The sequence below is a fragment of the Desulfitobacterium sp. LBE genome (assembly GCF_007830365.1).
GTDB classification, from domain to species: Bacteria; Bacillota; Desulfitobacteriia; order Desulfitobacteriales; family Desulfitobacteriaceae; genus Desulfitobacterium; species Desulfitobacterium hafniense.
Window position 1 is genome coordinate 1880845 of sequence record NZ_VLKD01000001.1, and the last position, 26025, is coordinate 1906869.

General features: G+C 49.0%; 18 protein-coding genes and 1 pseudogene. 2 read left to right on the forward strand and 17 right to left on the reverse strand.

Annotation, left to right across the window (positions count from 1 at the left end; translation table 11 throughout):
* Positions 1 to 33: 33 nt before the first annotated feature.
* Positions 34 to 726, reverse strand: a complete 693-nt coding sequence (locus tag DESLBE_RS08980; RefSeq protein ID WP_144676329.1) for a FadR/GntR family transcriptional regulator — start codon at positions 724 to 726, stop codon at positions 34 to 36.
* A gap of 187 nt (positions 727 to 913) precedes the next feature.
* Between DESLBE_RS08980 and DESLBE_RS26540 the strand changes: the two genes are divergently transcribed.
* The gene (locus DESLBE_RS26540) at positions 914 to 1243 is read left to right on the forward strand and encodes a hypothetical protein (protein ID WP_005809669.1); all 330 of its coding nucleotides are present in this window, start codon (positions 914 to 916) and stop codon (positions 1241 to 1243) included.
* Here DESLBE_RS26540 and DESLBE_RS08985 read toward each other — a convergent pair.
* The 5 genes and pseudogenes from DESLBE_RS08985 to DESLBE_RS27410 form a co-directional block, all read right to left on the reverse strand.
* Complete coding sequence (locus tag DESLBE_RS08985; protein ID WP_144676331.1) at positions 1232 to 1924, reverse strand: LrgB family protein; 693 nt, start codon at positions 1922 to 1924, stop codon at positions 1232 to 1234. The genes DESLBE_RS26540 and DESLBE_RS08985 overlap by 12 nt on opposite strands.
* Positions 1925 to 2299: a CidA/LrgA family protein gene (locus DESLBE_RS08990; RefSeq protein ID WP_144676333.1), complete on the reverse strand. Its 375-nt coding sequence runs from the start codon at positions 2297 to 2299 to the stop codon at positions 1925 to 1927.
* Positions 2300 to 2500: 201 nt separating this feature from the next.
* The gene (locus tag DESLBE_RS08995; protein ID WP_026198655.1) at positions 2501 to 3388 is read right to left on the reverse strand and encodes a LysR family transcriptional regulator; all 888 of its coding nucleotides are present in this window, start codon (positions 3386 to 3388) and stop codon (positions 2501 to 2503) included.
* 165 nt (positions 3389 to 3553) lie between these two features.
* On the reverse strand, positions 3554 to 7684 hold the full coding sequence (locus DESLBE_RS09000) for a DEAD/DEAH box helicase (RefSeq protein WP_144676335.1): 4131 nt from the start codon (positions 7682 to 7684) through the stop codon (positions 3554 to 3556).
* A 70-nt stretch (positions 7685 to 7754) separates the two neighbouring features.
* Positions 7755 to 7844, reverse strand: a pseudogene (locus tag DESLBE_RS27410) (transcriptional regulator); the annotation flags it as partial.
* Positions 7845 to 8017: 173 nt separating this feature from the next.
* Between DESLBE_RS27410 and DESLBE_RS09010 the strand changes: the two are divergent.
* Positions 8018 to 8818, forward strand: a complete 801-nt coding sequence (locus DESLBE_RS09010) for an arylamine N-acetyltransferase (RefSeq protein ID WP_144676337.1) — start codon at positions 8018 to 8020, stop codon at positions 8816 to 8818.
* 164 nt (positions 8819 to 8982) lie between these two features.
* Here DESLBE_RS09010 and DESLBE_RS09015 read toward each other — a convergent pair whose 3' ends face one another.
* From DESLBE_RS09015 to DESLBE_RS09065, 11 genes are all read right to left on the reverse strand, one after another.
* Positions 8983 to 9615, reverse strand: coding sequence for a hypothetical protein (locus DESLBE_RS09015; RefSeq protein WP_243131270.1), 633 nt, complete (start codon positions 9613 to 9615; stop codon positions 8983 to 8985).
* A 65-nt stretch (positions 9616 to 9680) separates the two neighbouring features.
* Positions 9681 to 9980, reverse strand: a complete 300-nt coding sequence (locus DESLBE_RS09020; RefSeq protein ID WP_144676339.1) for an isopentenyldiphosphate isomerase — start codon at positions 9978 to 9980, stop codon at positions 9681 to 9683.
* A gap of 259 nt (positions 9981 to 10239) precedes the next feature.
* Positions 10240 to 16104, reverse strand: a complete 5865-nt coding sequence (locus DESLBE_RS09025) for a cell wall-binding repeat-containing protein (RefSeq protein ID WP_243131271.1) — start codon at positions 16102 to 16104, stop codon at positions 10240 to 10242.
* A 355-nt stretch (positions 16105 to 16459) separates the two neighbouring features.
* Positions 16460 to 17326 carry a response regulator gene (locus DESLBE_RS09030; RefSeq protein ID WP_144676341.1) on the reverse strand — a complete coding sequence of 289 codons (867 nt, stop codon included), beginning with the start codon at positions 17324 to 17326 and terminating at the stop codon, positions 16460 to 16462.
* Positions 17327 to 17418: 92 nt separating this feature from the next.
* Positions 17419 to 20469 carry an ATP-binding protein gene (locus tag DESLBE_RS09035; protein WP_144676343.1) on the reverse strand — a complete coding sequence of 1017 codons (3051 nt, stop codon included), beginning with the start codon at positions 20467 to 20469 and terminating at the stop codon, positions 17419 to 17421.
* A gap of 203 nt (positions 20470 to 20672) precedes the next feature.
* On the reverse strand, positions 20673 to 21038 hold the full coding sequence (locus DESLBE_RS09040) for a hypothetical protein (RefSeq protein ID WP_005809690.1): 366 nt from the start codon (positions 21036 to 21038) through the stop codon (positions 20673 to 20675).
* Between the two features lie 119 nt (positions 21039 to 21157).
* Positions 21158 to 22318 (reverse strand): amidohydrolase, encoded by a 1161-nt coding sequence (locus tag DESLBE_RS09045; protein WP_035213685.1) that lies wholly within the window; start codon positions 22316 to 22318, stop codon positions 21158 to 21160.
* Between the two features lie 204 nt (positions 22319 to 22522).
* Positions 22523 to 23257, reverse strand: a complete 735-nt coding sequence (locus DESLBE_RS09050) for a GntR family transcriptional regulator (RefSeq protein ID WP_144676345.1) — start codon at positions 23255 to 23257, stop codon at positions 22523 to 22525.
* Complete coding sequence (locus DESLBE_RS09055; RefSeq protein ID WP_015943514.1) at positions 23247 to 23444, reverse strand: hypothetical protein; 198 nt, start codon at positions 23442 to 23444, stop codon at positions 23247 to 23249. Before DESLBE_RS09055 ends, DESLBE_RS09050 begins: the two co-directional genes overlap by 11 nt.
* A 161-nt stretch (positions 23445 to 23605) precedes the next feature.
* Positions 23606 to 24415 carry a CPBP family intramembrane glutamic endopeptidase gene (locus DESLBE_RS09060; protein ID WP_144676348.1) on the reverse strand — a complete coding sequence of 270 codons (810 nt, stop codon included), beginning with the start codon at positions 24413 to 24415 and terminating at the stop codon, positions 23606 to 23608.
* 109 nt (positions 24416 to 24524) lie between these two features.
* Positions 24525 to 25892, reverse strand: coding sequence for a diguanylate cyclase (locus DESLBE_RS09065; RefSeq protein ID WP_144676350.1), 1368 nt, complete (start codon positions 25890 to 25892; stop codon positions 24525 to 24527).
* Between the last annotated feature and the right edge of the window lie 133 nt (positions 25893 to 26025).

Consider the following 26025-nt stretch of genomic DNA (forward strand, 5'->3'; position numbering starts at 1 on the left):
TTCTATTTTCTCCTTAAATGACATACTTTCCTTTTATTCATTGATCAAATGACTCAGAGACTTCTTAGCATCCTCCAGATAATGATTGACGCTATCTAACGCCAGCTGGGAGTCGCCGGCTTGAATTGCTTGAAAGAGATTGGTATGGATTTCGTTTTCATAATTGATAGGATTTCTGATTCGCAAAACCTCATCCACCGAACGCTGTAAAGCATCGGTAATGTGCTCGTACATTTCAATAAACATTGTATTATGTGTGGCTTTTACCACAGATTTATGAAAAGCCGTATCCGCCTCTATAAATCGGCCCACTTCATGGCTTTGGGCCGCTTCTTTGCAAAGTTCAAGGCAAGCTTCCATGTGTTGCAAATCCTCTGCCGTTCTTTTCCCGGCGGCCAGCTGAGCGGCTTCTCTCTCCAATCCTAAGCGAACCTCTAAGGTTTCATAAAGATTGCTTTTTTGAACTTTCTTTGCCAAGGCCAGGGCAAAGTTACTGTTGGCTTTTACCGTAGTCCCGATGCCTTGACGGGTCTCCAGCAAACCGACATGAACCAGGGCTTGGATTCCTTCTCTTAGGGTATTTCTGCTTACATCAAACCTATCCATCAATTCCGGTTCCGCAGGTATTTTTTCACCAATCTGCCATTGCCCGCTTTCTATCATGTGCTCCAGTTGGGCAGTTACCTGCCCCACTAAAGTGGATCTGCTCGCTTTCTGAATGGACACCGAAGCTCCTCCTTTCTAAACGTAGGATGATTGGTTTATAGTACATTTATAAAGAATCTTGTCTCTTTTGTCAAGTAAAGGCTTGAGGAGATGAATGATGCTCCGGACCATTGAAAATACCCCTATCCGTAGTATTGGATAGAGGTGTTTTTGCTTACTGGAGATTGGCTGGCTATTAGGTTAAGTCATGGCTGCCGCCCTCAATTCATTTGTTTTGCTCAGGAAATTTGTTTTCCTCTTTCCTGTCTTTTTCCGGGTAGTGTTGGCAATGGTCAAGAAGGCAATGCCCTTTTTCGTCAGCCATCATGCAATGTTCCCTATGCTTGGCACACCTGTACCAACCATCGTTTTCACTTACAAAGGCCCTGCTCATGAAGAACCAGCTTCCTTTCCTTACCTTTCTTTTTATTGTGTTTTCTATAGTATATCATTTTTTCAAATTACTTTTTCAGATTCACTTGCCGATGGTTTTCAAATGGTGCACCGGTGCAACATTTGCAGACCTTTACAAACTTAATAAATTATGGACTAAAAACGGAGCAGCCACCGACATATAAATGGCGGCGATTCCCATGGCCACCCCGGACATGGAACCCTGAAGCGTTCCCTCAGCCAGAGCCGAAGCTGTGCCCTGACCATGGGCCGTCGTTCCATAGGCTAATCCGCGCACCAGGGGATTGGTCACTTTGAACAGATTTAATAAAACGGGAGTCAGAAAAGACCCAATGATTCCAGTAGCAATGACAAAAACCGAAGTGAGGGTCGGATCGCCGCTTAAGATACCGGAGACGCTGACGGCAATGGGCACGGTCACGGATTTGGGCACTAAGGAGGTCACAATGAGCTTATCCAGCCCTAACCATTCAGCCACCAAAACCGTCGTAACGATATTGACCGTCGTTCCCACCACGATCCCGCCCACCACCGGCAGGATATTTTTTCTTAATACCTCCCGGCTCCGGTAGAGGGGAATGGCCAAAGCCACTGTGGCCGGCCCCAGCAGGTAAGTCAAAATAGCCTTGGTATCCTGGTACTGGCTCACCGTGATGCCGGAAATCCAAAAAACGGCGATGATTAAGGCGGTGCTCAGGAAGACCACATTGACCAATGGACTGGGATAACGCTTATTTAAGAAACGGCTGAAGGCATAGGCGCCTACCGTAATGGCCATCATCATCAATACAAACAACAGGTTCATTTAAACTCCTCCTTTAGGTGAACGAAACCGGACCAGCAAGGTGGTCACTGAGTTCATAACCATAACACATACTGCCGTGCCCAAAACAATGGACACTAAAAGCTGGACGCCGCTTAACTGGAACAGGCCAATCCATTGCATCAATCCTACGGCAATGGGAATAAAGAAAAAAGCTAGATGTTTAAGCAGCAAATCTGCTCCTTCTTCGATCCATTCCATTCTAACAATTCCCGCCAGCAATAACAAAAATAAGATAATCATACCCAAAACATTTCCCGGAATGGGAAGATGGCTTTTTTCCGCTACCCAATTTCCCAATTGATAGATTACCCAAAGCAAAGCAATCTGCAGGATAAAACGCAACCCCTGAGCCATGAACTCTCACCTCTTTCTCTTTCTATATACGATTATAGAGTCATTCTTTTCATTTGTAAAATAGATAGTTGTCATCAAATCTATCTATTTAATAGATAGTTAAAGTCAGGAATCTGCACTATTATTCCCTGAAAAATAAAAAAGACTTTTCCTTCCTAAGATAGGTAAAAGCCTTTAACTACACATATTCCCCCAAGCCAATCAATTTTTGACAAAGAACTTGGCGGCAAACTGCAGCCATAAATTAGCCGCATGGGACATGGATCGTCCTCGTTTCCAAATGATAAACATCTGGTGAATAATCTGGGGATTGGTCACCGGTATAACGGCAAAACGCCGCGGGTCCAGCTCCCGGCAAGCGGCCCCCGGCAGGAAAGCGATTCCCAAATCGGCGGCAACCATCTGGGTCATCAGTTCAAACTGAGAGGTCTCAAAAATAATGTTCGGTGCAAAGCCCTCATTTTTACATTTGCTGATGATCTCGTCATGCAAGCTGAATTCGCTGGAATATAAAACAAAGGGCTCATCTGCTAAGGATTTGAGATCGATGGATGCCGATTTGCTGATGGGATTGCGAACGGAAACGATAACATATAAGGGATCTTCAGCAAAGGCAAAGGATTCAAAATACTGACTGTCCGGCACGCTGCAGACCACTCCCACATCTAAGGTTCCGTCTAAAATATCCATGATCACTTTCTTCGACCCGCGCTCAGAAAGGCTGATCTCTATTTGCGGGTACTTCTTTTTAAATTCTCCCAGCAATTCGGCAAATAAGGTGGTTCCGGTAATGGGCAGCAGGCCAATGGCAATCTTTCCTCGTTCCAGTTTAATGCGGTTTTGAAATTCATGGGTTAAATTTTCGAACTTGGTTACGATCTCCAAGGCTTGATCGAGAAATATAGCCCCTGTATCCGTCAATTGCACGTACTTGGATGTCCGGTTAAACAGCGAGGTGCCCAGTTCCCCTTCCAGATCTTTGATCAATTTGCTGATGGTTGATTGGGTAACGTGACATTTTTCCGCAGCTTTACTGAAACTCTTCTGACGAGCTACTTCAACAAAATACTCCAAATGCTTGATTTCCATAGTAAACCTCCCCAACGCCTGAACCTTGCCCAACTCTCATAAGCGTTATCCTTAACGCTTTTGCTGACATTTTATCATCTCCTTCGGGAAATAAAAAGCGCCCTTCAGTTTCGTTGGGAAACCAAAAGACACTTATGTTACTATTTATTCCGTTTGCATTCCCGCTCACCGATAAGGCCGGTAGAACACATAGTCCAGCAGCTCACGGCTGAAGCCGGCAGCACTGAGGGCTGCGGCAGCTTCCGGCGGATAGTCCTTGACGACAATCCGGGTCTGGGCCGGGAAGACCCGGCGGCCGGCATAATCCTGGACGAAAGCCTCCAGGGCTGAAGCCAGATGCTCGGGCGCAAAGACCCGCAGGTTCCTGCCCTGCCGTTCCAGCACGGCCACAGGCACACCGGCGCGCAAGGCCACTACCGTTCCGGGCAGATTGTGAAATTTCCTGTCCGGCTGGTGAGGCAGGCTTTTGCCCCAGGGCTGGGCCGGATCGCCGGCATTCAGCCAGAGGATCTGATCCCGAGGCTGGGCTAGAGTAAGCATGGTACCGGCATAATCCTTCTCCCGGATAAACTGGATTCCCGACAGCCCCTCGATAAAGTAGCCCCGGCGTACCCGGCCGGTATATTCCCAGATGCGCAGGGTTGCCAGGGCGGTGCTCCAGCCCATTCCCTGGATGGTTTCACGGCAGAGAATCACCGCCCGGTCAAAATTGCGCTCAAGCTGCTCTTCCACGCTCAGAGCCTTAAGCGGGCGGATCACTTCCCAGCGTCCGGTGGCCAGAATTCTCATCCGGGCGTTGACCCGCTGTCGGGGTGTGCTCTTTTGCAGTTTATCCCGGTCCAGCCACTGGCGGACGGGAATAAAGCTGTCCGAGCTCACCAGCCCTTGGGCTGCCAGTTGGAGCAGGGTATCATAGGGGGAGCCTTCCACCAGTCCATTCAGTCGTTGCATAAAGCTGGCCCCATAATTCAACAAAGCCTGATAGATCACCTTTTCCTTGCCTGTTAAAGCTTCCAGGGTCCCGGACAGATCCGCCTCCCAGTCAAGATCAGCGGTCAGGTGAAAGCTGAGCCCGCCATCAGGACTGAGCCGCCAGAATAAGGTGCCGCCGGCCAGACAAACATCCATCAGCTCCGGACGGTAATTCTCCACCCGGGCGGGCAGCAGGATAGCTTCCCAGGCTTCCGCCGGAAAGGGCTGATCCCTGAGGGTTTTCAGCGCGGTCTTCAGTTGTTCGGCGGTCGGGGCTGAAATCTGCATCCGGCTGGTCAGCAGGGCAGCATAGCGCTCGGCCGGCAAAGTGGTTACCTGCCGCCGGCTTTTAAGCGTGGCCTTTCTGGCCCGGTCATAAAGCTCTCCATGGTAATACAGCCCTTCCTGTTCCACCGCTTTTCCCTCGGCACAAAGCGAGGTCAGAAGCTCAAGGGCCCTCTCCACGGGCCACAGGTAACGTTCCCCCACCTGCTCGGCCGATTGGGCTCCCCGGTAGCGCAGCAGCCTGCGGACCAGCCGTTGGGCGGCTTGCACATCCCGGCCGGATAAAGCCTCCTCATATTCCTGGGCCTGCTCGGCGGCAACCCACAGGCCGGGCTCGATATACTGAACCCGCCCCCCGGCCGCCAAAGCCTCCAGCCATTCAATCGGGACCTCCAGTTCCCCCGCCGTCAGATCCCCCTCCATCATCAGCAGGGCATGAAGCTGGTCCGCATCCTGGGGAAGTCTGGTCCGCTCGGATACGCGGGCCAGCTGCTCCGGAGCCGGATCAATCCCGTCCGCTTTCTTTAAGGCTGACTCTATGGCCTGATGGATGGGTTGGGGCGTGGGCGCATAATCGTACATCATGGCAGCTTCCGTCTGCCGCCTTAAGGTCAGGGACATGGGTGAAGGGACATCAAGGTACAACTCCCGAACCTGGATATCCCCCGCCCGAATGCCCTCCAGGAGATATTCGACTCCGTCCAAATCCCAGTAATCCTCCAGGCATTCCCGCCTGGTTTCCCGGATCAGCGGATGCTGTTCCTGCTCCACCAGAGAAGCGAGAAGTTCCGCGCTGCGCATGCGCTGAATCCACAAGGGCTGGCGCTGATTGCCTTTTACCCCCATCAAAAGAGCCCGGGCTGTGTTATAACGGAAATTCATATTATAGAGCGGGGTGGCCGGCAGCAAAGCGGCGGCAATCCGCCGGGCGGTGGCCGGCACCACCTCTTGGAGCAGGCCCTGGGGCAGGGGACTGCCGTCATAAGGAAAGAGCAGGAAGCCGTCATCGTCGGCCACTGCATTGATGGTGGTCTCCATATAGCGGGCGGCCACTTCCTTGATCAATAGGGAGAGGGGCTCATTCACCGGGCGGCCGAAGATGGAATGGACCATCAGCTGATGGTTGCCGCTTTCATCCTTAAAATGCTCGATGATGATGGTTTTGTCATCGGGCAGGCTGCCGGTACTCTGGAGTTGGCGCTGGAGAAAGCCCAGAGCGCTTTGGGCGGCAGCCTCATCCAGCCCCAGCTTTTTCAGTTCCTTGAGCAAGGTCCCTGATGGAGCCGCCTGGGTCAGTCGGCGGAAAATCTCACCAAAAGCCAGGCCGGTGCGCAGCCTGCGTCCTTTCAGATCCCCGTGCCAAAAGGGCAGTCTGGCCCCGGCCGTAGTGGCCGGGGTTACGGTCACAGTGTCCTTGGAAATGCCGGCAATCTGCCAGGCAAAGGTACCCAGCAAAAACCGGTCCCCGAGCCTCGATTCAAAGACAAATTCCTCGTCCAGTTCCCCCAGCTTGACTCCGCTTTCCGTCCGGCAGGCATATAATCCCCGGTCCGGGATGGTTCCCCCCGCGCTGACGGCCAGCATCCGGCTGTAGGCATCCCCCCGGACCTGGTCATGGAGCCGGTCATAGATGATTCTGGGACGGACGGGGATATCCTGCTCATGTTCGTAATCCCCCGCCAGCATACCCAGGATTGCCCGCACATCCTCTGCTGTTACCTCCCGGAAGGGATATGCCCGGGGCAGCAGGCTCAGCACATCCTCCACCGTATAACCCTCGCCGCAGGCCATGGATACCAGATGCTGGGCCAGGATGTCCAGGCAAAGCCGGGGCGGCCGGGAGTACTCGATTCCCCCCTGGCGGGCCACCTCCGCAGTCAGTCCGCAATAGAGGCCTTCCACCCCTTCCCTGGGAAACATGTGCATGACGCTGATCCGGTTGGGATTGTGTCCGGCCCGGCCCAGGCGCTGCATGGTGCTGGAGATGGAACGGGGACAGCCAATTTGGAAGACCTGATTGATCTCCCCCACGTCGATACCCAGCTCCATGGAGGAAGTGGCGCACAAAAGCCTCAGACTCCCACTGCGCAGAGCCTGCTCCACTTCAAAACGCTGTTCCTTGGCTAAGCTGCCGTGATGGGTGCGGGCAAAGCCCTCTCCCCCGAGCTGATTAATAAAATAAGCCAGCTTTTCCGCGTAAGCCCGCCCTTCCACAAAGGCAATGGCACTGCCGGCACCGCCGCAATAGGCATAGACCGTTTTCGCCAGCTCTTTCCAGACCGTATCCTTTAAGGCCACCCGCTGATCGGATAAGGGGCTGGTCACTTCAATGCGGATCTGTTTTTCCATCTGAGGGGCGATCACCGTCACCGGGTCGGGAGAAAGATAGTGGGCGGCGATATCTAAAGGCTCGATGGTGGCTGATAAGCCAATCCGCTGCAGCGGCCGGCCGCACAGCCTGTCCAACCGGGCCACGGACAGCATCAGGTGCGCCCCCCGCTTGGAATCGATCAGGGCATGCAACTCATCGATAACGATCACCTGGGCAGTGCGCAGGATTTTCTGCCCGGATTGGCTGGTCAGCATCAGATAAAGGGATTCGGGAGTGGTGATCAGAATATGGGGCGGCGTTTTAATCATCCGGTTCCGCTCTTTTTGCGGGGTATCGCCGGTGCGCATACCAATGTGCAGCTCCGGACCGGCCGGGACACCTGCTTTTGACCGTTCCGCCAGAATCCCCTCCAGGGGACGGCGCAGATTCTCCCGGATATCACCGGCCAGGGATTTCAGAGGGGAGATATAGATGAGCTGCAGCTCTTGTTTTAAAGCACCCCTTGCAGCCTGTTCCAGCAATCTATCGATAAAGACCAAAAATGCCGTCAGGGTCTTGCCGGTACCGGTAGGGGCGGATACCAGCGTATGCCGGCCGGCGGCAATCACCGGCCAGGCTTGCTCCTGAACGGCCGTGGGCGCACCAAGGTCGTTGGTAAACCAGCGCTCCGTCAGCTTATTAAAGATTTCCAGTGAAGGTTCTGACATGGGCATCTCCCGCTATCTCTTGATTTCTTCTTCCGCTTACGGCTCACTATTGCCGTCCGGGTATTTTGATTCACTTTGACTTGAACAATTCATCTACGGTGACCTGCAGTACCTCCGCCAGCTTATAGGCTAAAGAAAGGGTAGGGTCATATTTGTTGTTTCAATGGCATTGAAAGGTGCAATGATAAGCCCTTCCGGGTTTCATAAGTCTGCCGAAAAGAATAATGGCAGACAAGCCTGTTGTTATATGATATGGTTAATTTGATTATTAAGAATATTGAATATTGCCCATTTTCTTAGTCCAGCATTGTTAAACGAGGAGATGAAGATATTATGTACGAAGAATTATCCGCACCACTGCCGGATAAAAAGCGGTATCTGGAAAGAATCGGCTTTACCGGCGAACTGAAGCCCAACCTGGACACGCTCAATCGACTTATCCTGGCCCAGCTGCACACTGTTCCCTTTGAAAATCTCGACGTTTATGACGTTGGCCGGGAGATTCTCCTGGACACCGAATCCCTTTTTGACAAAATTGTCGTCCAGGGCAGAGGCGGCTATTGCTTTGAACTCAACGGGCTTTTCATGAGCCTTTTGCAGGATATTGGCTTCGACTGTTATCCTGTTATGGTGCGGGTGGTCTGGATGGCGACGGGCTATATGCCTATTTCGCACTGTGCCGGAATTGTCACTATTGAAGGAACACGGTACTTCTGTGATGTGGGTTTCGGCGGCCCGGCCCCCTGCAGCGCGCTGAGACTGGATGACCCCGGGGAGCAGCAATCGGGAGCGAACCGCTTTGTTTTTGCTCAAGCTCCTGATGGCGACTTTATCATTTACAGGACAGCGGATGGCGACAGGGAGCAACTCCTCAAATTTAACGATCGCCCTTGCCAGAATGTAGATTTCCTTGCCCCCAACGAATATTTATCCCGCAATAAACAATCCGGCTTTAAACAAATGCGTATGATCAATATCGCCCTGGAAGGCGGCAGTGCCGCGATCAACAACAATGTTCTGAGGCTCCATCAGGGCGGGCAGGTGGAGGAAACCCTGCTCGACACGGAAGGCAAGCTCAGGGAAGCGCTCCTGAATTATTTCGGTCTGGCGGTCAGCTTTCCCCTCAAACTTTAACCGTATTCATGCTCAGTGTTTCATCAGTCTCTGGAATCCATGGCTCAATCTTTCCTCAGTCTCTGGAATCCCAATCATAGTTTTCTCATAGTTGACCTTTTAAAATCACCGTTTTGGGTTCGGGCCCTCCACTCTCCTTAAAAAATCGCCTGTTTTTGAAATAGTCATCTAGATGAGTCCATCTCCAAAACGGCGAATTTTAAAATAGCCGAACCGAGTGACCCGGCTCCGGATGCAACATAGTCGTCGATTTGCCGGCCGGATTGATCATAAAACTGAAACTCGGCCGAGGAATACTGGTCATCCGGGCATCTTAGAACGGTCATGCCGGGAATAGTGCCGCCCACATAGCTGGAATCGGCCACACCGTTGACCGTGCGTTGGATGCGGGCCAGATTTTCATTATTGCTGAGGATTACATCATACTTCGAAGGTGTTTTGCTGAAAGAGCAGACAACTATTTTGTCTTGGGAAATGGCTCCGTCTTTACACCGATAATAGCTCTCCAGGCTGTATTGATCACCTTCCCGCCGAAACAGCGCTGCGCCCAGATCGGATCTCGCTTCGCTGCGGTCGGCAAGAAACCCCAGGATATACCACCCCTCCTCCCAGGTTTCGTAAGTACCGAACACTGTAATCTCGTTTTCCGCCAGCCCCAATGCCCGGGCGATAGCCGCTTCGGGGGTTGGGCTGTTTTTGGGATTGGTCAGAAAGCATAAGGCAACTCCAATACAGAAAATCAAAGCCACAACCCTAATCCATGAAGCCGGCTTTTGGTAATTCAAGATATTTTTCACTTTTGTTTCACCCCCACCTCCGAAGACCATCAGGAAAAGCAATCCCGTCTCTTCTTGCGCTGTATCTAACGTGTGCAAACAAATATTAATTCTCTCCCATTTTCAATAGGTGATTTATCGTACCATCCATATTCTTCTTTGATGCGGAAGCCAGCATCCTGCAAAAGCGTTGTCAGCTGTTCATAGTAATAATATTTGAGTGCCAGATGATTATCGGCGAATCGTTCAACCACCCCGTTGCTCGCCATAACTTCATAGGCAAAGCCAGGATATATTATCTGATTCTCAACATCGATCCGCTGACCATGCTGGAAGACCTGCATAATTCCAACTTCGTAACCCATTTCGACGCTTTGTGGCCCCATTCCTCCTGTCTGGATAGTTTATCTACTATGGCTAGGCATACTGTCTATCATATAAAAATGAGCATTTTCTATGTCTAACCACGAATTGGTTCCGCTGAAAAATTGCTGCTGTCCGCATAAGAAAAACCGCCACCCCGATTATTAGGTGATGGCGGTATTATAAGTTTTTTAATTTTTTCCTTTTCCAAAGTGAATAAAAATGCCGTGCTTATTTCAAGAGTTCTGTTGCTTTCTTCTTTTCTTTCTAGCGATCAAGAGATCATTTCCCAATCCAGGACCTGAGCTGCTCTTCAATATTTTTAGTCACTGCTCCCTCTCCTCCAAACAAGGTCATTCCCGTCAAATTTCGGGCCTTTACATACTCGCTTAGGCTGTTTGACAGGCTACTGTCCACCAGCAGAATCGGAGCATTGCGCTTTGCAGCATAGACGCTTCCAGCCAAGGCATCGGGGAAGTTATTGCCGGTAGCCAGGCAAAGACTTCCTCCCGCTTCATTAAAGTACTGCGCTACCGCCAGTGACGTTTCGTAACGGTCCTGTCCTGCAATTCTCACGATATTGGTTTGATCCAATGATGTGAGCTGAGCTGTCTGGGCTGCCACTGCCGTGCTGATGACCCCTGTTCCGCCGATCAGATAGACTTTGGCCGGCCTGATCTTAGTCATGGCTTCCTTGATGTCCTTACTGAGCCCATCCTTTGGCACTAAGAAAATCGGGCTCTGCATTCTCGCTGCGATACTGCTGACCGACAGCGCATCAGGATAGCTTTCTCCATAGGCCAAAATAATAGGTGTTCCGGTTTTGACTCCTAAGCGTTCAGCGATTTTGAGGGCTGTTTCATAACGGTCTTTTCCAGCGAGCCTGGTGATGTGGTTGAAACCTTTAGCCACGATTTTGGCTTCCATATCTGCCCCGACAACCCCTGTGCCTCCCAGGATATAGACTTCTCCTGCTTTATCCATGCTGTTATTGATATACTCAATGACCTTCGCTTGATCGGCTTCCGTACTTCCCACTAAGAGAATGGGGGCATTCAATTGGTAAGCCAGCACGCTCCCGGCTAAGGCATCCGGATAATTGCCGGCGGTGGCTAAGATCACATGATTTACTTTTCCCGGGAAAGCTGCTTTGGCAATGGCCAAGGCCGTATCCACACGTGTTAAGCCGGCCAGTCGGTTGACTCCCGGGCTGGGTTTCATCATTTGGATATCCCATTTGACGATATCCTGTTCTACGCTGATGGTGGGACTCTTATACTCTTCATATCCCTCCTTGGTAGCGACAAGGTAGTAATCGGTGATGGGAAATACCATGAATCCATAGGCTCCGTGGACATCGCTGAGCTGAGGATTTCTATTGCTGTTGGGCTTAAAGTCTTCAAGGATGGGCAGTTCCACAAGGGACCCGGGCGTTTTGCCTGCGGCTTTATTTCTGGCTGTGTCGGCATAGTAGAGAGTTATGTGAGCTCCGGCAATCACCTCTCCGGTTGTGCCGTCGGTGAGGATTCCATAGGGGTCAATTAAGGTAACGGTAAGCTCAAACACATTGCCGGCTTCATCAATTTTGATCTCCAGGGTGCCCAGGTTGATTTTCTGGCCATTCCCAAAATCATAGCTGATCTTATAGGTATGGTCTGTGCCTTGAGCAAGGCTGGAGACCTGTAGGGTTCCATCGGCTGAGACGGCAAGGGGAGTTCCTGTTTCACTGGTGATGGCAACCTTGGCCACATCGATTAAGGGACCGGTTGTACCGTCGGGCTGCTTGACAACGACAAGCTGGGCTGCCGGCATGGTGAGGGTCAGTCGATTATTGCTTTCCTTGGTCACTGTCGCGGTTATATTGGCTACAGTGTTTCCGGTGGTTCCATTTTTAATATCCCCTGTAACGGTGGTGGGTTGGGTAGAAGGTGTGGAGGGTGATGTTGGTGCTGTGGGAGTGGATGGCCTATCGTCATCCGATGAAACCCGCGTCCATTTGGCATAGACTGTCACATTGCCCGTCACCGGAGTGGTAGCTGTAAACCCATGGGCAAAGGTGCCATTGTCAGTGTACCAGCCGGCAAAATAGTACCCGTCTTTCGTCGGTACTGTCGGCAAGGTTATCGTGCCATTGTCTGCCACATTGCTGATTGCTGGAACCGCGTTTCCTCCGTTAGTGTCAAAGGTCACGGTATAGGTGGTTGAAACGGCCGTCCACTTGGCATAGACGGTTAGATTGCCGGTGACTGGGGTCGATGCAATAAAGGCATCGGCAAAGGTGNCATTGTCCTTATACCAACCGGCAAAAGTGTAGCCAGCCTTCGTCGGTTCGATCGGTAAGGATACAGTGGCATTTTTGGCAATATTGACAATCGCTTCGACTGCACTGCCGCCGTTGCTGTCAAAAGTCACCGTATAGGTTTGGGCCGATTTTTGCACCCTGTTATTATTGGTATCGGCTACATAGATATTGCCATCATTGTCCACTGCTATGCCCAAGGGATTGTCAAACTGACCGGCACTGTTCCCACGGGTTCCCCATTTCGCCAGCAAAGTACCGGTAGAGCTGAACATCCTAATCCAATTGGCGCTGGTGTCTGCCACATAAACATTGCCGGCACTGTCCACAGCGATTCCATGTGGGAAGAAAAACTGGCTATCACCGGCTCCCAGGCTTCCCCACTTCAATACAAATTCGCCATTGGCATCAAACTTTTGTACCCGATTGTTATTGTTATCGAGCACATAGATATTTCCACTACTGTCAACAGCTACACCACTTGGGCTGTTAAACTGGCCATTACCGTTGCCGTAACTGGTTCCCCCCCATATATATTGCGGCTGGAATGTAGAGTCGAACTTCTGCATCCGATGATTCAGGGCTTCAACCACATAAATGTTGCCATCACCGTCCACGGCGACTCCTGACGGCCTTTTAAATTCTCCTTCACCTGTACCGGTGCTGCCAAACGCTTCCGGATTTCCGCCCATCGAGTCAAACTTCTGAACACGATCATTTTCGATGTCGGCAACGTAAACATTGCCGTTACTGTCCACGGCGATTCCTTTAGGCGAATTAAACTGACCAAGCCCAGTACCGTAGCTCCCCCACGTTGTAATAAACACACCCGCAGCATTAAATTTTTGAATCCTGTGATTATTACTGTCCGCAACATAGATATTGCCATCACTGTCCACAGCAATTCCATAAGGACGGTTGAATTCTCCTTCATCAGAACCGTTGCTTCCCCACTTCGTCAGAAAGCTGCCTGACGAATCAAATTTTTGGATCCGCTTATTACTGGTATCTACCACATAAACATTACCGCTGCTGTCTGTCGCAACATCTTGTGGGGCGCCAAACTGAACATTCCCTACACCATTACTTCCCCACTTCGTTAGAAACTCACCTTCCGCACTGTACTTTTGAATCCGGTGGTTAAGTGTATCTGCAATATAGATGTTTCCATCTTGATCCACGGTAACACCGAGGGGAAGGTTGAATGGACCCCCAGTGCTGTCTGAGCCTCCAAATGCCCCTACATAAACGCCATCAGATGTAAATTTTTGAAGCCGCGGGTCATTACTATCAACAACATAGATATGACTGTTGTTATCCACCGCAATATCGGATATCAGGCTAAATTGGTAATCTCCATTGTCCTGACTATCCCCCCATTTCGTAATTAATGTACCATCTGAATCGAACTTTTGAATCCGCTTGTTCGTGGTATCTGCAACATAGATATTCCCATCGTTATCTACGGCCACACTTTTCGGATTTCTAAATTGTCCATCTCCGCTGCCGGTGCTGCCAAACTCCATCAAGTAACCGCCTGTGGAACTGAACTTTTGAATTCGATTATTACCCGTATCAGCAACATAGACATTATTATCACTGTCTATGGCAATATGACCTGGAACATTCAATTGACCCTCTGCGTTGCCATAGCTTCCCCATGTGGCCAGAATTTCCCCCGTAGAACTTAATTTCTTGATATGATGTCGGTTTGAATCGACAATATAAATATTGCCATTGCTGTCCACTGCCGCAGCGGCTGGAACGTCAAAGAACCATTGCTCATCTGGAATGATGGGTACAAAGCCGCTTGGTGCCCCAACCGCCGTCCATTTCGCATAAACGATTATATTTCCGGTTACCGGAGTAGCTGCGGTAAACCCATTTCCAAAGACTCCGTTATCCTTGTACCAGCCGGCAAAAGTGTAGCCAGCTTTGGTTGGAGGAGTGGGCAAATCCACCGTCGTATTGGCTGTCACATTGCTGATCGCTGCAACCAGGCTGCCGCCATTGCTGTCAAAGGTCACCGTATACCCTGCCGGAGCAGTAGCTCCCAGCTTTTGAACCCGGTTATTACCGCTATCCACAACATAGATATTATTGTTACTGTCAAGCGTTATACCACCCGGCATGAGAAACTGACCGTCAGCAACCCCAGGGCTTCCCCATTTTTCTATGGATTTTCCTGTAGAACTGAACTTTTGGATCCGATAGTTACCACTATCTGAAACATAGACATTCCCCGCACTATCTACGGCAATGCCATTTGGGTATCTGAACTGGTCGTTCGCGCCTCCAAAGCTCCCCCACTCCAGGTCAAAACTTTCAATATTAAACTCACTGAACTTTTGTACCCGGCTATTTTGGGTATCAAGCACATAGATGTTTCCACTGCTGTCAACGGCTACACCGCCGGGGGCAATAAATTCGCCGGGGCCAGTACCGGGGTCGGTACCGGATTCAGCCCCTCCCAAGGTCCCCAAGGAACTGCCTGCAGGGCTGAACTTTTGCACCCGATGGTTCATCAGTTCAGTGACATAAAGGTTATCGCTGCCATCCACCGCTAAACCCATGGGCATATTTAAGCTGAAGTCCGATTCTTCCGAACTCTCAATGGTCCCCAGGTACCCGCCCGCAGAATCGTACTTCTGAATTCTATTATTACCCATATCAGCAACATAGACATTGCCGGCAGAATCCACCACGATGCCCATTGGCATATTTAGCTGATCCTCATCACTGCCATTGCCCCATGATGTAACAAATACACCTGCAGCATCAAACTTTTCAATCCGGTTATTGCCCGTATCGGAAACATAAATAGTTCCTTCATGATCCACTGCGACTCCATAAGGTTGATAAAACTCACCGTCAGCACTGCCTCCCCTCCCCCACTTTTTCAGGAAGGTGCCTGAGGAAGCAAATTTTTGAATTCGGTTGTTCATACTATCGCTAACATAAATATTTCCGGCACTATCTACCGCGATACTGCGTGGAGTGGCAAACTGACCATCGTCAATGCCTGCGCCGCCCCAGCCCATTATAAAACTGCCTGCCCCATCAAATTTCTCAATTTGTCGCGTACTGGCATCGATTGCATAAACATTTCCCATGCTGTCCACTGTAACACCCTGGGGCTCAATCAGCTGGCCTCCGCCAAGCGTCATCAGAAAATCGCCTTCCGAAGTTAATTCGACGATTTGGCCCGTACCCGAATCAACTACATAGACATTTCCGTGAAGGTCCACTGCAATATCGGTTGGCTGACTGAATTGATATCCACTGGCCTGACTCCACCAATCAGTGACCACTTGCCCTGATGAATTAAATTTTTCAACCCGATTATCATTCATATAGCTGACATAGATGTTACCATCGCTGTCCACCGCAACTCCACTTGGTGACATAGGGTATTCACCATTGCCGTCGCTCTCCAGGTTCATCTGGAAACTATGATAATCTTCTATTAACATGAATTTTTGGACCCGGTTGTTACCTGAATCAGCGACATAAACATTTCCGTCACCATCTACAGCAATGTCCGCTAATTCATTGATTTGCCCATTTTCTTCACCAAGAATCCCCCAAGAATCCAAAATCACACCCGCAGGGCTTAATCTTGTAACCTGGTATGGGTTTTCATCGCTGGCATAAGTACCCACATAAATATTCCCGCCGCCGTCAACGGCCACCGCATTCGGGGTATCAAAAAACCATTGCTCCCCTGGAATAATCGGTTGAAAATCTGAAGCAGTAGAAGCTGAAACCGTCTTACTGCCTAAAGGAAACATGGTCAATACCAATACTAAAATCATCAATACACTGATTGATTTTCTGAACACTCTCACGTTTTTACATCCTCCTTGTTAGTGCCCGCCAAAATCTGTCTTGTTTTGGCTGACCTGATCATTTAAATGTGCTCGCCATCTCCATCTGCTTCATTAAACTTTTGGTCTTTGTTCGTGATTTAGCATCTTCCCCCTCTGTATCCCAAAAAAATCGCTTCGTTCCACAAAATTCCTTTATTATTAGTTAATATCATAAAACACTCAACCTAAATGGACCCTAAACAAACCCTAAATGAACCCTAAATGGAAATTACCCCACAGGACTTATGTCCTATGGGGTAATTACCTTAAACCCTTATTTATCAATGATTTTCATCTTTTCATTGTCTAAACATGTAGATTATGCGCAAAAAAATTATTTTCTCTTTTCCAAATTCTTAAGTACTCTCTTGCATACGCCATCAAGTTCAGCGGCCTTGGCATAGGCCCAGACATACCCGCTCCCTTCCATATAACCTCTTTGCTCCAACTGCTCAAGCAAGCGGACCTCTTCCTTGCCCATAATCCGCTCACCCTTGATCAACTCTTCCAGTTGATAGAGGTCACAATGAACCTGGTCTTTGATGATTCGGTAATTTCCCCGTCCGTTTTCAAGAATCTGAGTCAGGCCTGCTTCCGCCAATCTCTTCCGCAGCAAATAGGTGGTGGCATGAAAATTGGTTTGGGCTTTTTCTGAATTGTAATCAGGCCAAACCGCATCACTTATTTTTTCCCAGTTGGCCGGCACACCTTGCTGGTGCACCAAAAAAGCCAATACTTCCTTGGCTTTGGAGTTTTTCCACGCCAGCGCTTTTCCATCCAGAAAAACTTCAAAACCCCCAAAGCATTGAATAAAGGGTTTCCCGGGCCGATCCGTTGAACCTTTGGTTTTCAATAACCGTTTTACCGTTTTTCCCAGCCTATCTTTGCTTAAAGGCTTCATAAGATAGTCCATCGCCTGCAATTCAAAAGCCTCGACAGCATATTGGTTAAAGGCAGTCACAAAAACGATATCGATAGTTTCATTCAGGTCCAGGATCTGCCCGGAAAGCTGAAGCCCATTAATACCTGGCATCTCAATATCCAGAAAAACGACATCCAAGGGATGCTCTTTAATATAGGCTAATAGCTGTTTCCCCGTATTAAACAGTCCGCACAACTCAAGCTCCTTGACTTCCGACACCATTCTCTCAAATCGTTCCAACGCATGCCTCTCATCATCTACTGCAGCAATCCGTATCATGATTGTGTGTCTCCCCATTTCCAGTTTCACTATGTATTCCCACCGCTCCCACGCAGGCGGGCATCCCACGCCGCTGCTGCCAGTGAAGCAGGTCACCCTCGGAAACAAAACTGAACCTTGGTCCATTCTCCTTCCCGACTGGTTACATGCAATTCTTCCCCGCAGAAGTGCTTCAACCGTCGCTGGATATTGGCCAGCCCCACTCCCCGCCTCTCGGAAGAGGAGTTATCGCTCAGCCACAAATTCTTTAATTGCTCTTCTCTTATTCCCACCCCATTGTCCCACACTTCAACGTGAACCCTATCCCCTGCCAATTGGATGGTCAGACGGATGGTTCCCCCCTCCTCACGCTTCATCACCCCATGGCGGATGGCATTCTCCACCAAAGGCTGGATGGTGAGAGGCAGGATCCTCTTCAGCAAAGCGCCCGGATCAACCTCATACAACACAGTAAGGCGGTCCTCAAATCTGGCCTTTTCAATTTCCACATAGGCTTCCACCAGCCGGAGTTCATCTTGCAAAAGCAAGAAACTATCCGTCCGGGGCTCAAAGCATCGCCTTAAGTAATAGCTCAAATGGGTTATCAGCTGCTCCGCCCGCAGCCCATCCGTCCCGCATAAGGTGATAATGGCGTTTAGCGCGTTGAACAGGAAGTGGGGCTTAATCTGTGATTGGAGAAAATCCATTTCTGCCTTCAAGGCGGCTGCAACCGACTGTTTCAGCTGCAGGAGGGTTTCGGTCCTGGCTCGTACCTCCAGGGCGTCGAAAGGCTTGATCATAAAATCATTAGCTCCGGCCTTAAAGCCTGCCGCGATATCGCCGGGAGAATGGCGCACTGTCAATAAGATAACCGGCAATTCAAACAGGGAAAACTGCCGCCTGATCTCCCGGCACACCTCATAGCCTGACATTCTGGGCATCATCACATCCAGCAGAACCAAATCGATATCCGAACGGCTTTTTAACAGCTCCAAGGCTTCCAGCCCATTGGTCGCCCAAAGCACGTTATACGGTTCATTAGCGAATAAGCGGGCTAAGACCTGCAGGTTGGCCGAATCATCATCCACAGCCAGCAGCGTGAACTTGCCCGTGCCTCCCTGGGGCAGCTCCGTCCTGCCCCAGGGTTCATCCATTAGGTATTTTTCCGGGGGCCGGACGGCCGCCGGGGCAGAGCACGAACCTTTAGCCGCCAGCGGCAGAGTAAAGGCTATCCGGGTTCCCCGCTCCGGCTCGGACCAATCGATATAAATTTCCCCGTCCATCATCTGCACCAATCTCCGGCAAATAAAAAGCCCTAAGCCTGTCCCACCATACTCATTGGGAGAGTGGGCCTGCTCGAAAAGTTGAAAAACCGTATCCCAGTCGGATGGGGCAATTCCCACTCCGGTATCCTCAACCATAATTTTCACATGGTTCTCCAGGACCTGGGCGGAAATGGCAATCGTTCCCGCACTGGTAAACTTCATGGCATTGCCGACCAGGTTATGGATAATCTGCCGCAGCCGGTTCTCATCCGCATAAACAAAAGGCAAATCCTCAGGAACCCTATTGATCAGCCTGATTTTTTTCGCTGTGATCAAGTGCTTAAGTAAATCAAAGACCAGGGAAACGGTCACCCGGACATCGACCTCAGCCGGATGAACCGTCAATTCATTGCGCTTGATTTTATCCAGGTCCAGAATATCGCGGACCAAAGCGGACAGCTTTCGGGAAGTGTCCCTGATCACAGCCAGATTCTGCAGATGATTTTCGCTCAGTTCCCCCTCGATCTCCAGCATGGACTGGGACAAATTAATAATGCCGTGGAGAGGAGTTTGAAACTCATGGGAGGTATGGAGCAAAAACTCGTCTTTTTGCTTGTCGGCTTGCTGAAGCTCTGCAGCCATGCTTTCAATGGTCTTATAGGCTTCGGAAAATTGGTACGACATGATGAATGAAGCCAGAAAACAAAAGCTCAAAATCGCATAATATCCTAGTTTATAATCAAGAACCACACTGCTCAGATAGAGCCCATAGTCGATTAAACCCAGAAGATAGCAGCCCAAGGCCAGGATAAAGAGTCCCAGGCTTTTCCGGTTGAATTCGCCGTATCTTCCCTGCCGGAAAGAATAGAGCAACAGCCCGACGATGATGATGTTAGCCGCCATTTGAATAAAGCTGAACAATAAATTGAAGGGGGAATACCATTGGAAGGGCGTGACAAGGACAACACCGCTATACAAACCCATCCCATAGATAATACCCTTGGTCAGCCAGCGGGGGATCAGTCCTTTGCACATGGTTTTGATGAACATGGCCATGGGAATCAGGGAAGAGTACAAAGAGATGGCCTGGATCTTATAATAGATTTCCGTGGGCAGGTTAAAGTACTCAATCAGGAGCCTGTCCCCGGTAGAGGCATACGACCAGGCAATCACGACGCAGCTTAAGCCAAAATAGAGGGGACCTTTTTCCTCTCTGCGGATAATAAAGACACTCAGCTGATAGCACCCCAGCATGAGCAGGGACACAATCAGGCTCACATTAAGCAGGGTCGTATTGGTATTTAAGGTATGAATGCCTTGGGCACTGCCGAAATATAGACGATAGGGAATCCCTCCCTGATTATTTTCATAGTTGGCCACATGAATCAAAATTTCCGCCGTATCCCCCTGCACGGGAAAAAATACATTATACGGCTTATTCTCGTATTGATACTCATCCTGGGTTAAAGCGGGCTTACCGCTCCCCCCCGCCTGATTTCCATTCACATAGATCGCGCTGGCCATCCGGATGTTGGAAATCCTCAGCCCATAAACCGTATCCGAAGGCTTCAGTTTGATCGTCAGGCGATAGGTAGCGGCTCCCCTGGCATGGTCAATCCTGGTTGCCATATCATTTCGCCAAAAACCCGGAACTTGAATAACATTTGCCGCGGAATCAGGTTCTCCACCCGGTTCCAGCAGCTGATTCCAATAAAATTCCCATTGTCCGTCCAAGGGAACAACCTGATCGGAAGCAGCATCCCAATCCCGCAAATCCAGAACCCCTTGCTGAGATAGTTCTGATTTGAGGACTTTATTATCCGTGGTCTCCAACAGGCCAAAAAGCAGAAGAAAACACCCGAAACTCACTGCAACAAGCGCTATCAGCATTTTTCTCATCCAATGATCGACTCCATATCCATCATATCAGTTTTTTGGAAATGAATATGACCTAAATATTCTTCATTATGCCATAAAAGCTATCCATCGGATAGCCATTAAATAACAAAACACTGCTATGACGGCAGCTCTATTCAACTTGTCTTCAGTACATGAAAAAGTCCGGCCTCAGATTGCCCTGAGACCGGAAGCTTTTTGGGTGATCAGATGAGGCCGTCTTGAGCACGAATTTCCTGGCGCAGCTGCTCGAATTGGGACTCATCGACAATCGCCGCCAGTAAGATATCCCGGCCAGAGGCGGCTGTTCCGCCCCCATCACTCATGCCGCTGGCTGAAGTATCGGCTGCCATTAAAGGACCTGCACCCCCGCCGCCACTGCCCAGGGTTAAATCCGCTAAGCTGCCCATCTGACCGGTGAGTGGATTCATGAGATGATCAGCGGTCCCTTCAGAGAACTTATGAATTCGATCAATCTGTACATCCGTTATTCCTAAATCTTTGATGCGGTTGGCGATAACTTCAGCTTGTTCCACCGTGTTGAAATACGCAAGAATATTTCTTTCCGCCATATTTCGAACCCCTTTCCTTAGATGATCTTTGTTGTTTTGCCCTTTGAAGAAGGTGATTTGAATTTAGAGTCGGTTATTTTCAGCTATTCTATTCTTCTTACCTCACTAACCATCTCTGCTTATCGCTGACTATCGCCAGGGTATCCCCGCTTAAAGACAACCTCACCATCGATCAGCACCCAGGTGGTTTGCGCCTGAACATCCAAGGGATGCCGGTCAAAGACCGCAATATCTGCGTCTTTACCCGCCTCCAGGGAACCTACCCGCTCCGAAATCCCCAGGATTTCAGCAGGATTCAGAGTTATGGCCTTAAGGGCCGTCTCTTCAGCCAGTCCCGCTTTGACCGCCAAGGCCGCGCACACCGGCAGATAATGTACGGGAACAACCGGATGGTCGGTCATCAAGGCTATTTTCAGCCCGGCTTTATGCAGGATCGCCGGGGTAGCAAAGGTCAGTTCTTTTAACTCCACTTTTCCCCTGGGGCCGATGAAGGGCCCTGCGATGACGGAAAAGCCTTCTTCCGCCAGCTCATCAGCGATTAAATGCCCTTCAGTGCAGTGCTCCAGGGTCATCTTAAGGCCAAACTCTTTGGCAATGCGAATTGCCGTGAAAATATCATCGGCTCTGTGCACATGGGCTTTGACATTCAGCTCACCTTTCACCACCGGGATCAAGCTTTCCAGCTTCAGATCAAACCCTGAACCCTTCTCTTTATTCTCCAGATAATTTTTGGTTTTAAACAAATACTCTCTCCAGATCGCTGCGGTGGCCATTCTTGTCGAAGGGCTTTGTTGCTTGGCACTGTATCTTTTCTTCGGATTTTCACCGAAAGCAACCTTCATCGCCGCCGTTTCCTGGAGAATCATCTTATCGATTCTTGTCCCTTTGGTTTTAATCGTGGCAAATTGCCCACCTATCACATTGGCACTGCCGGGACCGGTGCAGATGCAGGTCACGCCATGTTCATAGGCTTCCGTCAAAGCTCTGTCCCTCGGATTAATAGCATCGATGGCCCTAAGGTGGGGTGTCGCCGGGTCAGTACCTTCATTGCCGTCCGCTCCCTCAAAATCCAGCCCGTCCTCCCACATACCTGCATGGCAGTGAGCGTCAATCATACCAGGCATGATAAAACCGCCTTCAGCATCAAGGGTCGGACAATGTTCGGGAATGCTCAAATCCTTGCCCACGGCAATGATTCTGCCCTTATCCACGAGCAGTTGGCCATTCTCAATCGGTTCACCTGTCATCGTAAGCAGCGTTCCATTTTTAATTAATAACATACTAATCTCCTCCTGTTTTTTACAGCTATAGAAAAAACCGCCCAAAGAAAAAAGTACCCCCCTCCTGTAAAGGCAGGGCACTTTTTCTGTCCGCAATTAATTCTATATCCCTAAGATCTAAAAAAGATATCCAAGGTCGCCGCCTTTGGATATCTCTTTTTATATTATAGCACATTTAAACAACAAAGTAACCTGTTTATGACTCTATTTGCCGGTCTGATTTTCAAGTTTTATAATCGCTTTTAGATACGGAGCCATATGTGCCTGAAAGGCGGCTAACACCTGATCAAGCACCCCTGTACGGCAGGCCTCGATGATCCTTTTATGTTCATCATGTTTTTCCATAACTGAGCCTAATGTTGATATATCCCTGTTCATCGCCGCCAGCAATTGGAAGTATTGGTTTTCTAAAATCTCCACCCTGCGCAGGCTTTCTGATCGTTTCCAGAAAAATTCATGAAAAGCCAAATCACAGGTATTAAAAATATAGTTTTTCTCCCTGACATCCATGGCCATTTCCTTGTCTGCCCTGATCATCTCCTGATTCAGCTTCTCCAGATAATCTAATTCCTGTTCCTGTAAAAGGGATTTTTTAAAAATAAGGGTCAGCACCTGCATCTCCAGCGGAATTCTTATGGACAGGATTTCTTCAATGTCTTTATAACCTAAATTAAGCACCTGACTGCCCTTCTTGGGCAAAAATATCAGGATTCCCCGCATATTCAACTCTCTTAAGGCCTCGCGTATAGGGGCTCTGCTTATCCCCAGCTCTTCTGATATATCCGTTTCAACCAGCCGATCCCCGCTCTTCAATTCCCCGGTAAGAATCTTATTCTTCACATAGGAGACCACGGTCTCACTTAGATTTGCTTTTGAATAGGTGATCATATGATTTAATCGATCATAAGCATTATTCCGATCATAAGCATTATTCAGCATGCGCCCACCTCTTGGTATTATACCCCCTGATCATTTCCTCAATTTTTTCAGGAGCTGCTTCTGCTTTTACCACTGCTTCGACTTTTTCACCATTTCTATAGATGGCCATAACTCCCAGAAAATCAACCAAAACAGTCTCTTTGAATTCTGATACTAATGCTTCAAACCCAGCCTTAGCTCTCTCCATACGGATCCTCATCCCTATCTTCTCGCAAATTTCCTTTTTAAATTGTAGATTGTCTACAATTTTTTAATTTAATTATAGCACTAATAATCTCACTGGCAAGAAAATAGTTACCATATTTTTCTTCGATTTTCTACAAATATCGACTCTAAAATTACCCCTCTCTACCGTTGTATCCACACCATTAAAGCCATGAGCGTATTCCAGGTGCCATGGGCGATAATCGAAGGCCAGAGGCTGCCGGTCTTTTCGTAGAGCCAGGTTAAAACGACTCCCCCCACCAGTAAGGGAATAAAGCGCAGAACATCAAAATGCAGCAAAGCGAAAAGCCCCGCCGTAAAAAGAATCCCTTTACCCCTGCCATAGCCTTGGCGAAAGGGTGGATAAAAAATTCCCCGAAAAAAAACCTCTTCCTTGATCGGAGCAATCATGCCGCCCAGGATAATAAGCAGCATCAGCTGCCAATCGTATTGAGCACCCATAAGCACGAGGGTGAAGCTTTGGGGCGCAGGTGTTCCTAATTTGTTGGCCAGGAAATTCCCGATCAGCCCTACGACCACCAGGAGAAAAACTCCCATCATCAGCCCCAGTAGAATATAGCGAACATGAGGTCTGACCAGACCTAACTCTCTGAGAGGACGGCGGATGAGCTTAAAAAAACATAAAATGATGATAAGGTAAAGCAGAGCCTCACCCATTCCCACGGTCAAAAAGCGAAAGAACCCCTCTAATTGATCTAAATCCTTAGGAGTTCTAAGCCAACCGAGAAAGAATTCAATTCCATAGATAATGAGCAGCAGAAAAAGCCCTTGCCAAACATTCCATACCGGATGACGGGGAGGGATTCTGTTATCCTCTTTATTTACTGTTTCTTTTTTATTTTTATCTTGAATTTTATCTTTATTTTTATCCTTATCTTTATACTTATCTTTCTTATTACCTTTGGGCACTTTTCGGTATGATTTATTGTCCATGGATAATTTCTTCCCAACTTTCTCTATGTAAAGCCATTATGTCAGGCAAATCTCATTCTATATTGTAAACGAAAGGGCTAAACGTGTCTACATGGCATGGCTGTTGGGGTTATGGCGTGCATACACAATTTCTTCCGGTTTTCTTGGCTTTATATAGAGCCATATCAGCCTTATGCAGCAGTTCCTCCAAGGAGTTATCCACGGAAGGCAACGCCGTGGCCACACCGATGCTGGCCGTGACCACTCTATCCACATCGGAAATTTCGGATGGGATATTCAGCTTGACGACAGCCCTGCGCAAACGTTCACCCACCAGCATAGCGCCAATCCGATCCGTATCCGTAAGAACGCAGGCAAACTCTTCCCCGCCCCATCTGGCTACCAAATCTGAAGAGCGCTTTACATTTGACTTTAAGGTTTGGGCAATTTTATAGAGGCATTTATCCCCCTCCAAGTGACCGTAAAAATCATTGTACTTTTTAAAACAATCCACATCGATCATCAATACGGATAAGCTATTCCCGTTACGCCTGGCCCGATTCCACTCTATAGTCACCGTTTCATTGAATTTCCGACGATTGGCAATTTGCGTCAATTCATCAATATAGCTATTTTCTTTTTGCCGATCCCTGTATTTCTTTTGCTCCACATGGTTTCGGAGCCGGCCTTTGATGATGGGCAAGCTGAAGGGCTTCGTGATATAATCCACTACCCCCAATTGCAGAGCATACTCCTCATTCTTTTCGTTTTTGAGAGCGCTAAGGAAAATTACCGGAATATCCCGCGTCTCCGGCATTTCCCGCAGACGAATGCATACTTCATAGCCATCCATCACCGGCATAATAATATCCAGCAGGATAATATCGGGCTGGCTTTTTCCCGTGGCCAGCTCTAAGGCCTCAATCCCGTTGTCGGCGGTCATCACGATGTAATCTTCTTTAAGAGCACTTTCTAAAAGCTTCAAATTAAAAAGCTGATCATCCACGATTAACACTCTGGGTTTGGAGGGTTCTTCATCTTTTAGCTCACAGGATATATCGCTGGCGAAATCAGGCTTTTCGCACCAAGCCGCCCCGCTGATCCCTGTATGAATCTCATCAGGCTCCAGGAATGGGGTTGAAGAAGCTCTTTCTTCTTTTGACAAATCCTTAATGATGGCAAAAAGACAAGGCTCATTATGCCACTTCCCCTGCCAGATACGCGCTTTTGCAGGGATGGAGGTTCCCTCCTTTTTTTCCAGGGACAAAGGGAGACTCTCTTTTTTGCCCGCAAACAGCTCAGCTAAGATCTTTTCACCTTCAGCCATCTTACCGGCGCTGGTAATGGTCAGGATATGCATGCTCATTAATTCTTCATGAGGATAGCCCAGCTTCTTAGGCACGGCAGTATTTGCATATAATAATCTTCCTTCCCGATTAATAATGAGGATCATATCCTCAATCGTTTCCAGAAAATTTTTCATATCAACATCTTCCACACTACGCATCTCCTATCGAGCCCTCATGAACCAATAAAAACCTATCAAATCCCAGTAACTTGATAATTCGCTATATTTCAGGAATCACCTCTCGATTTCCAAGAACAACGATTAATTTTCCCGGTGAAGTTGG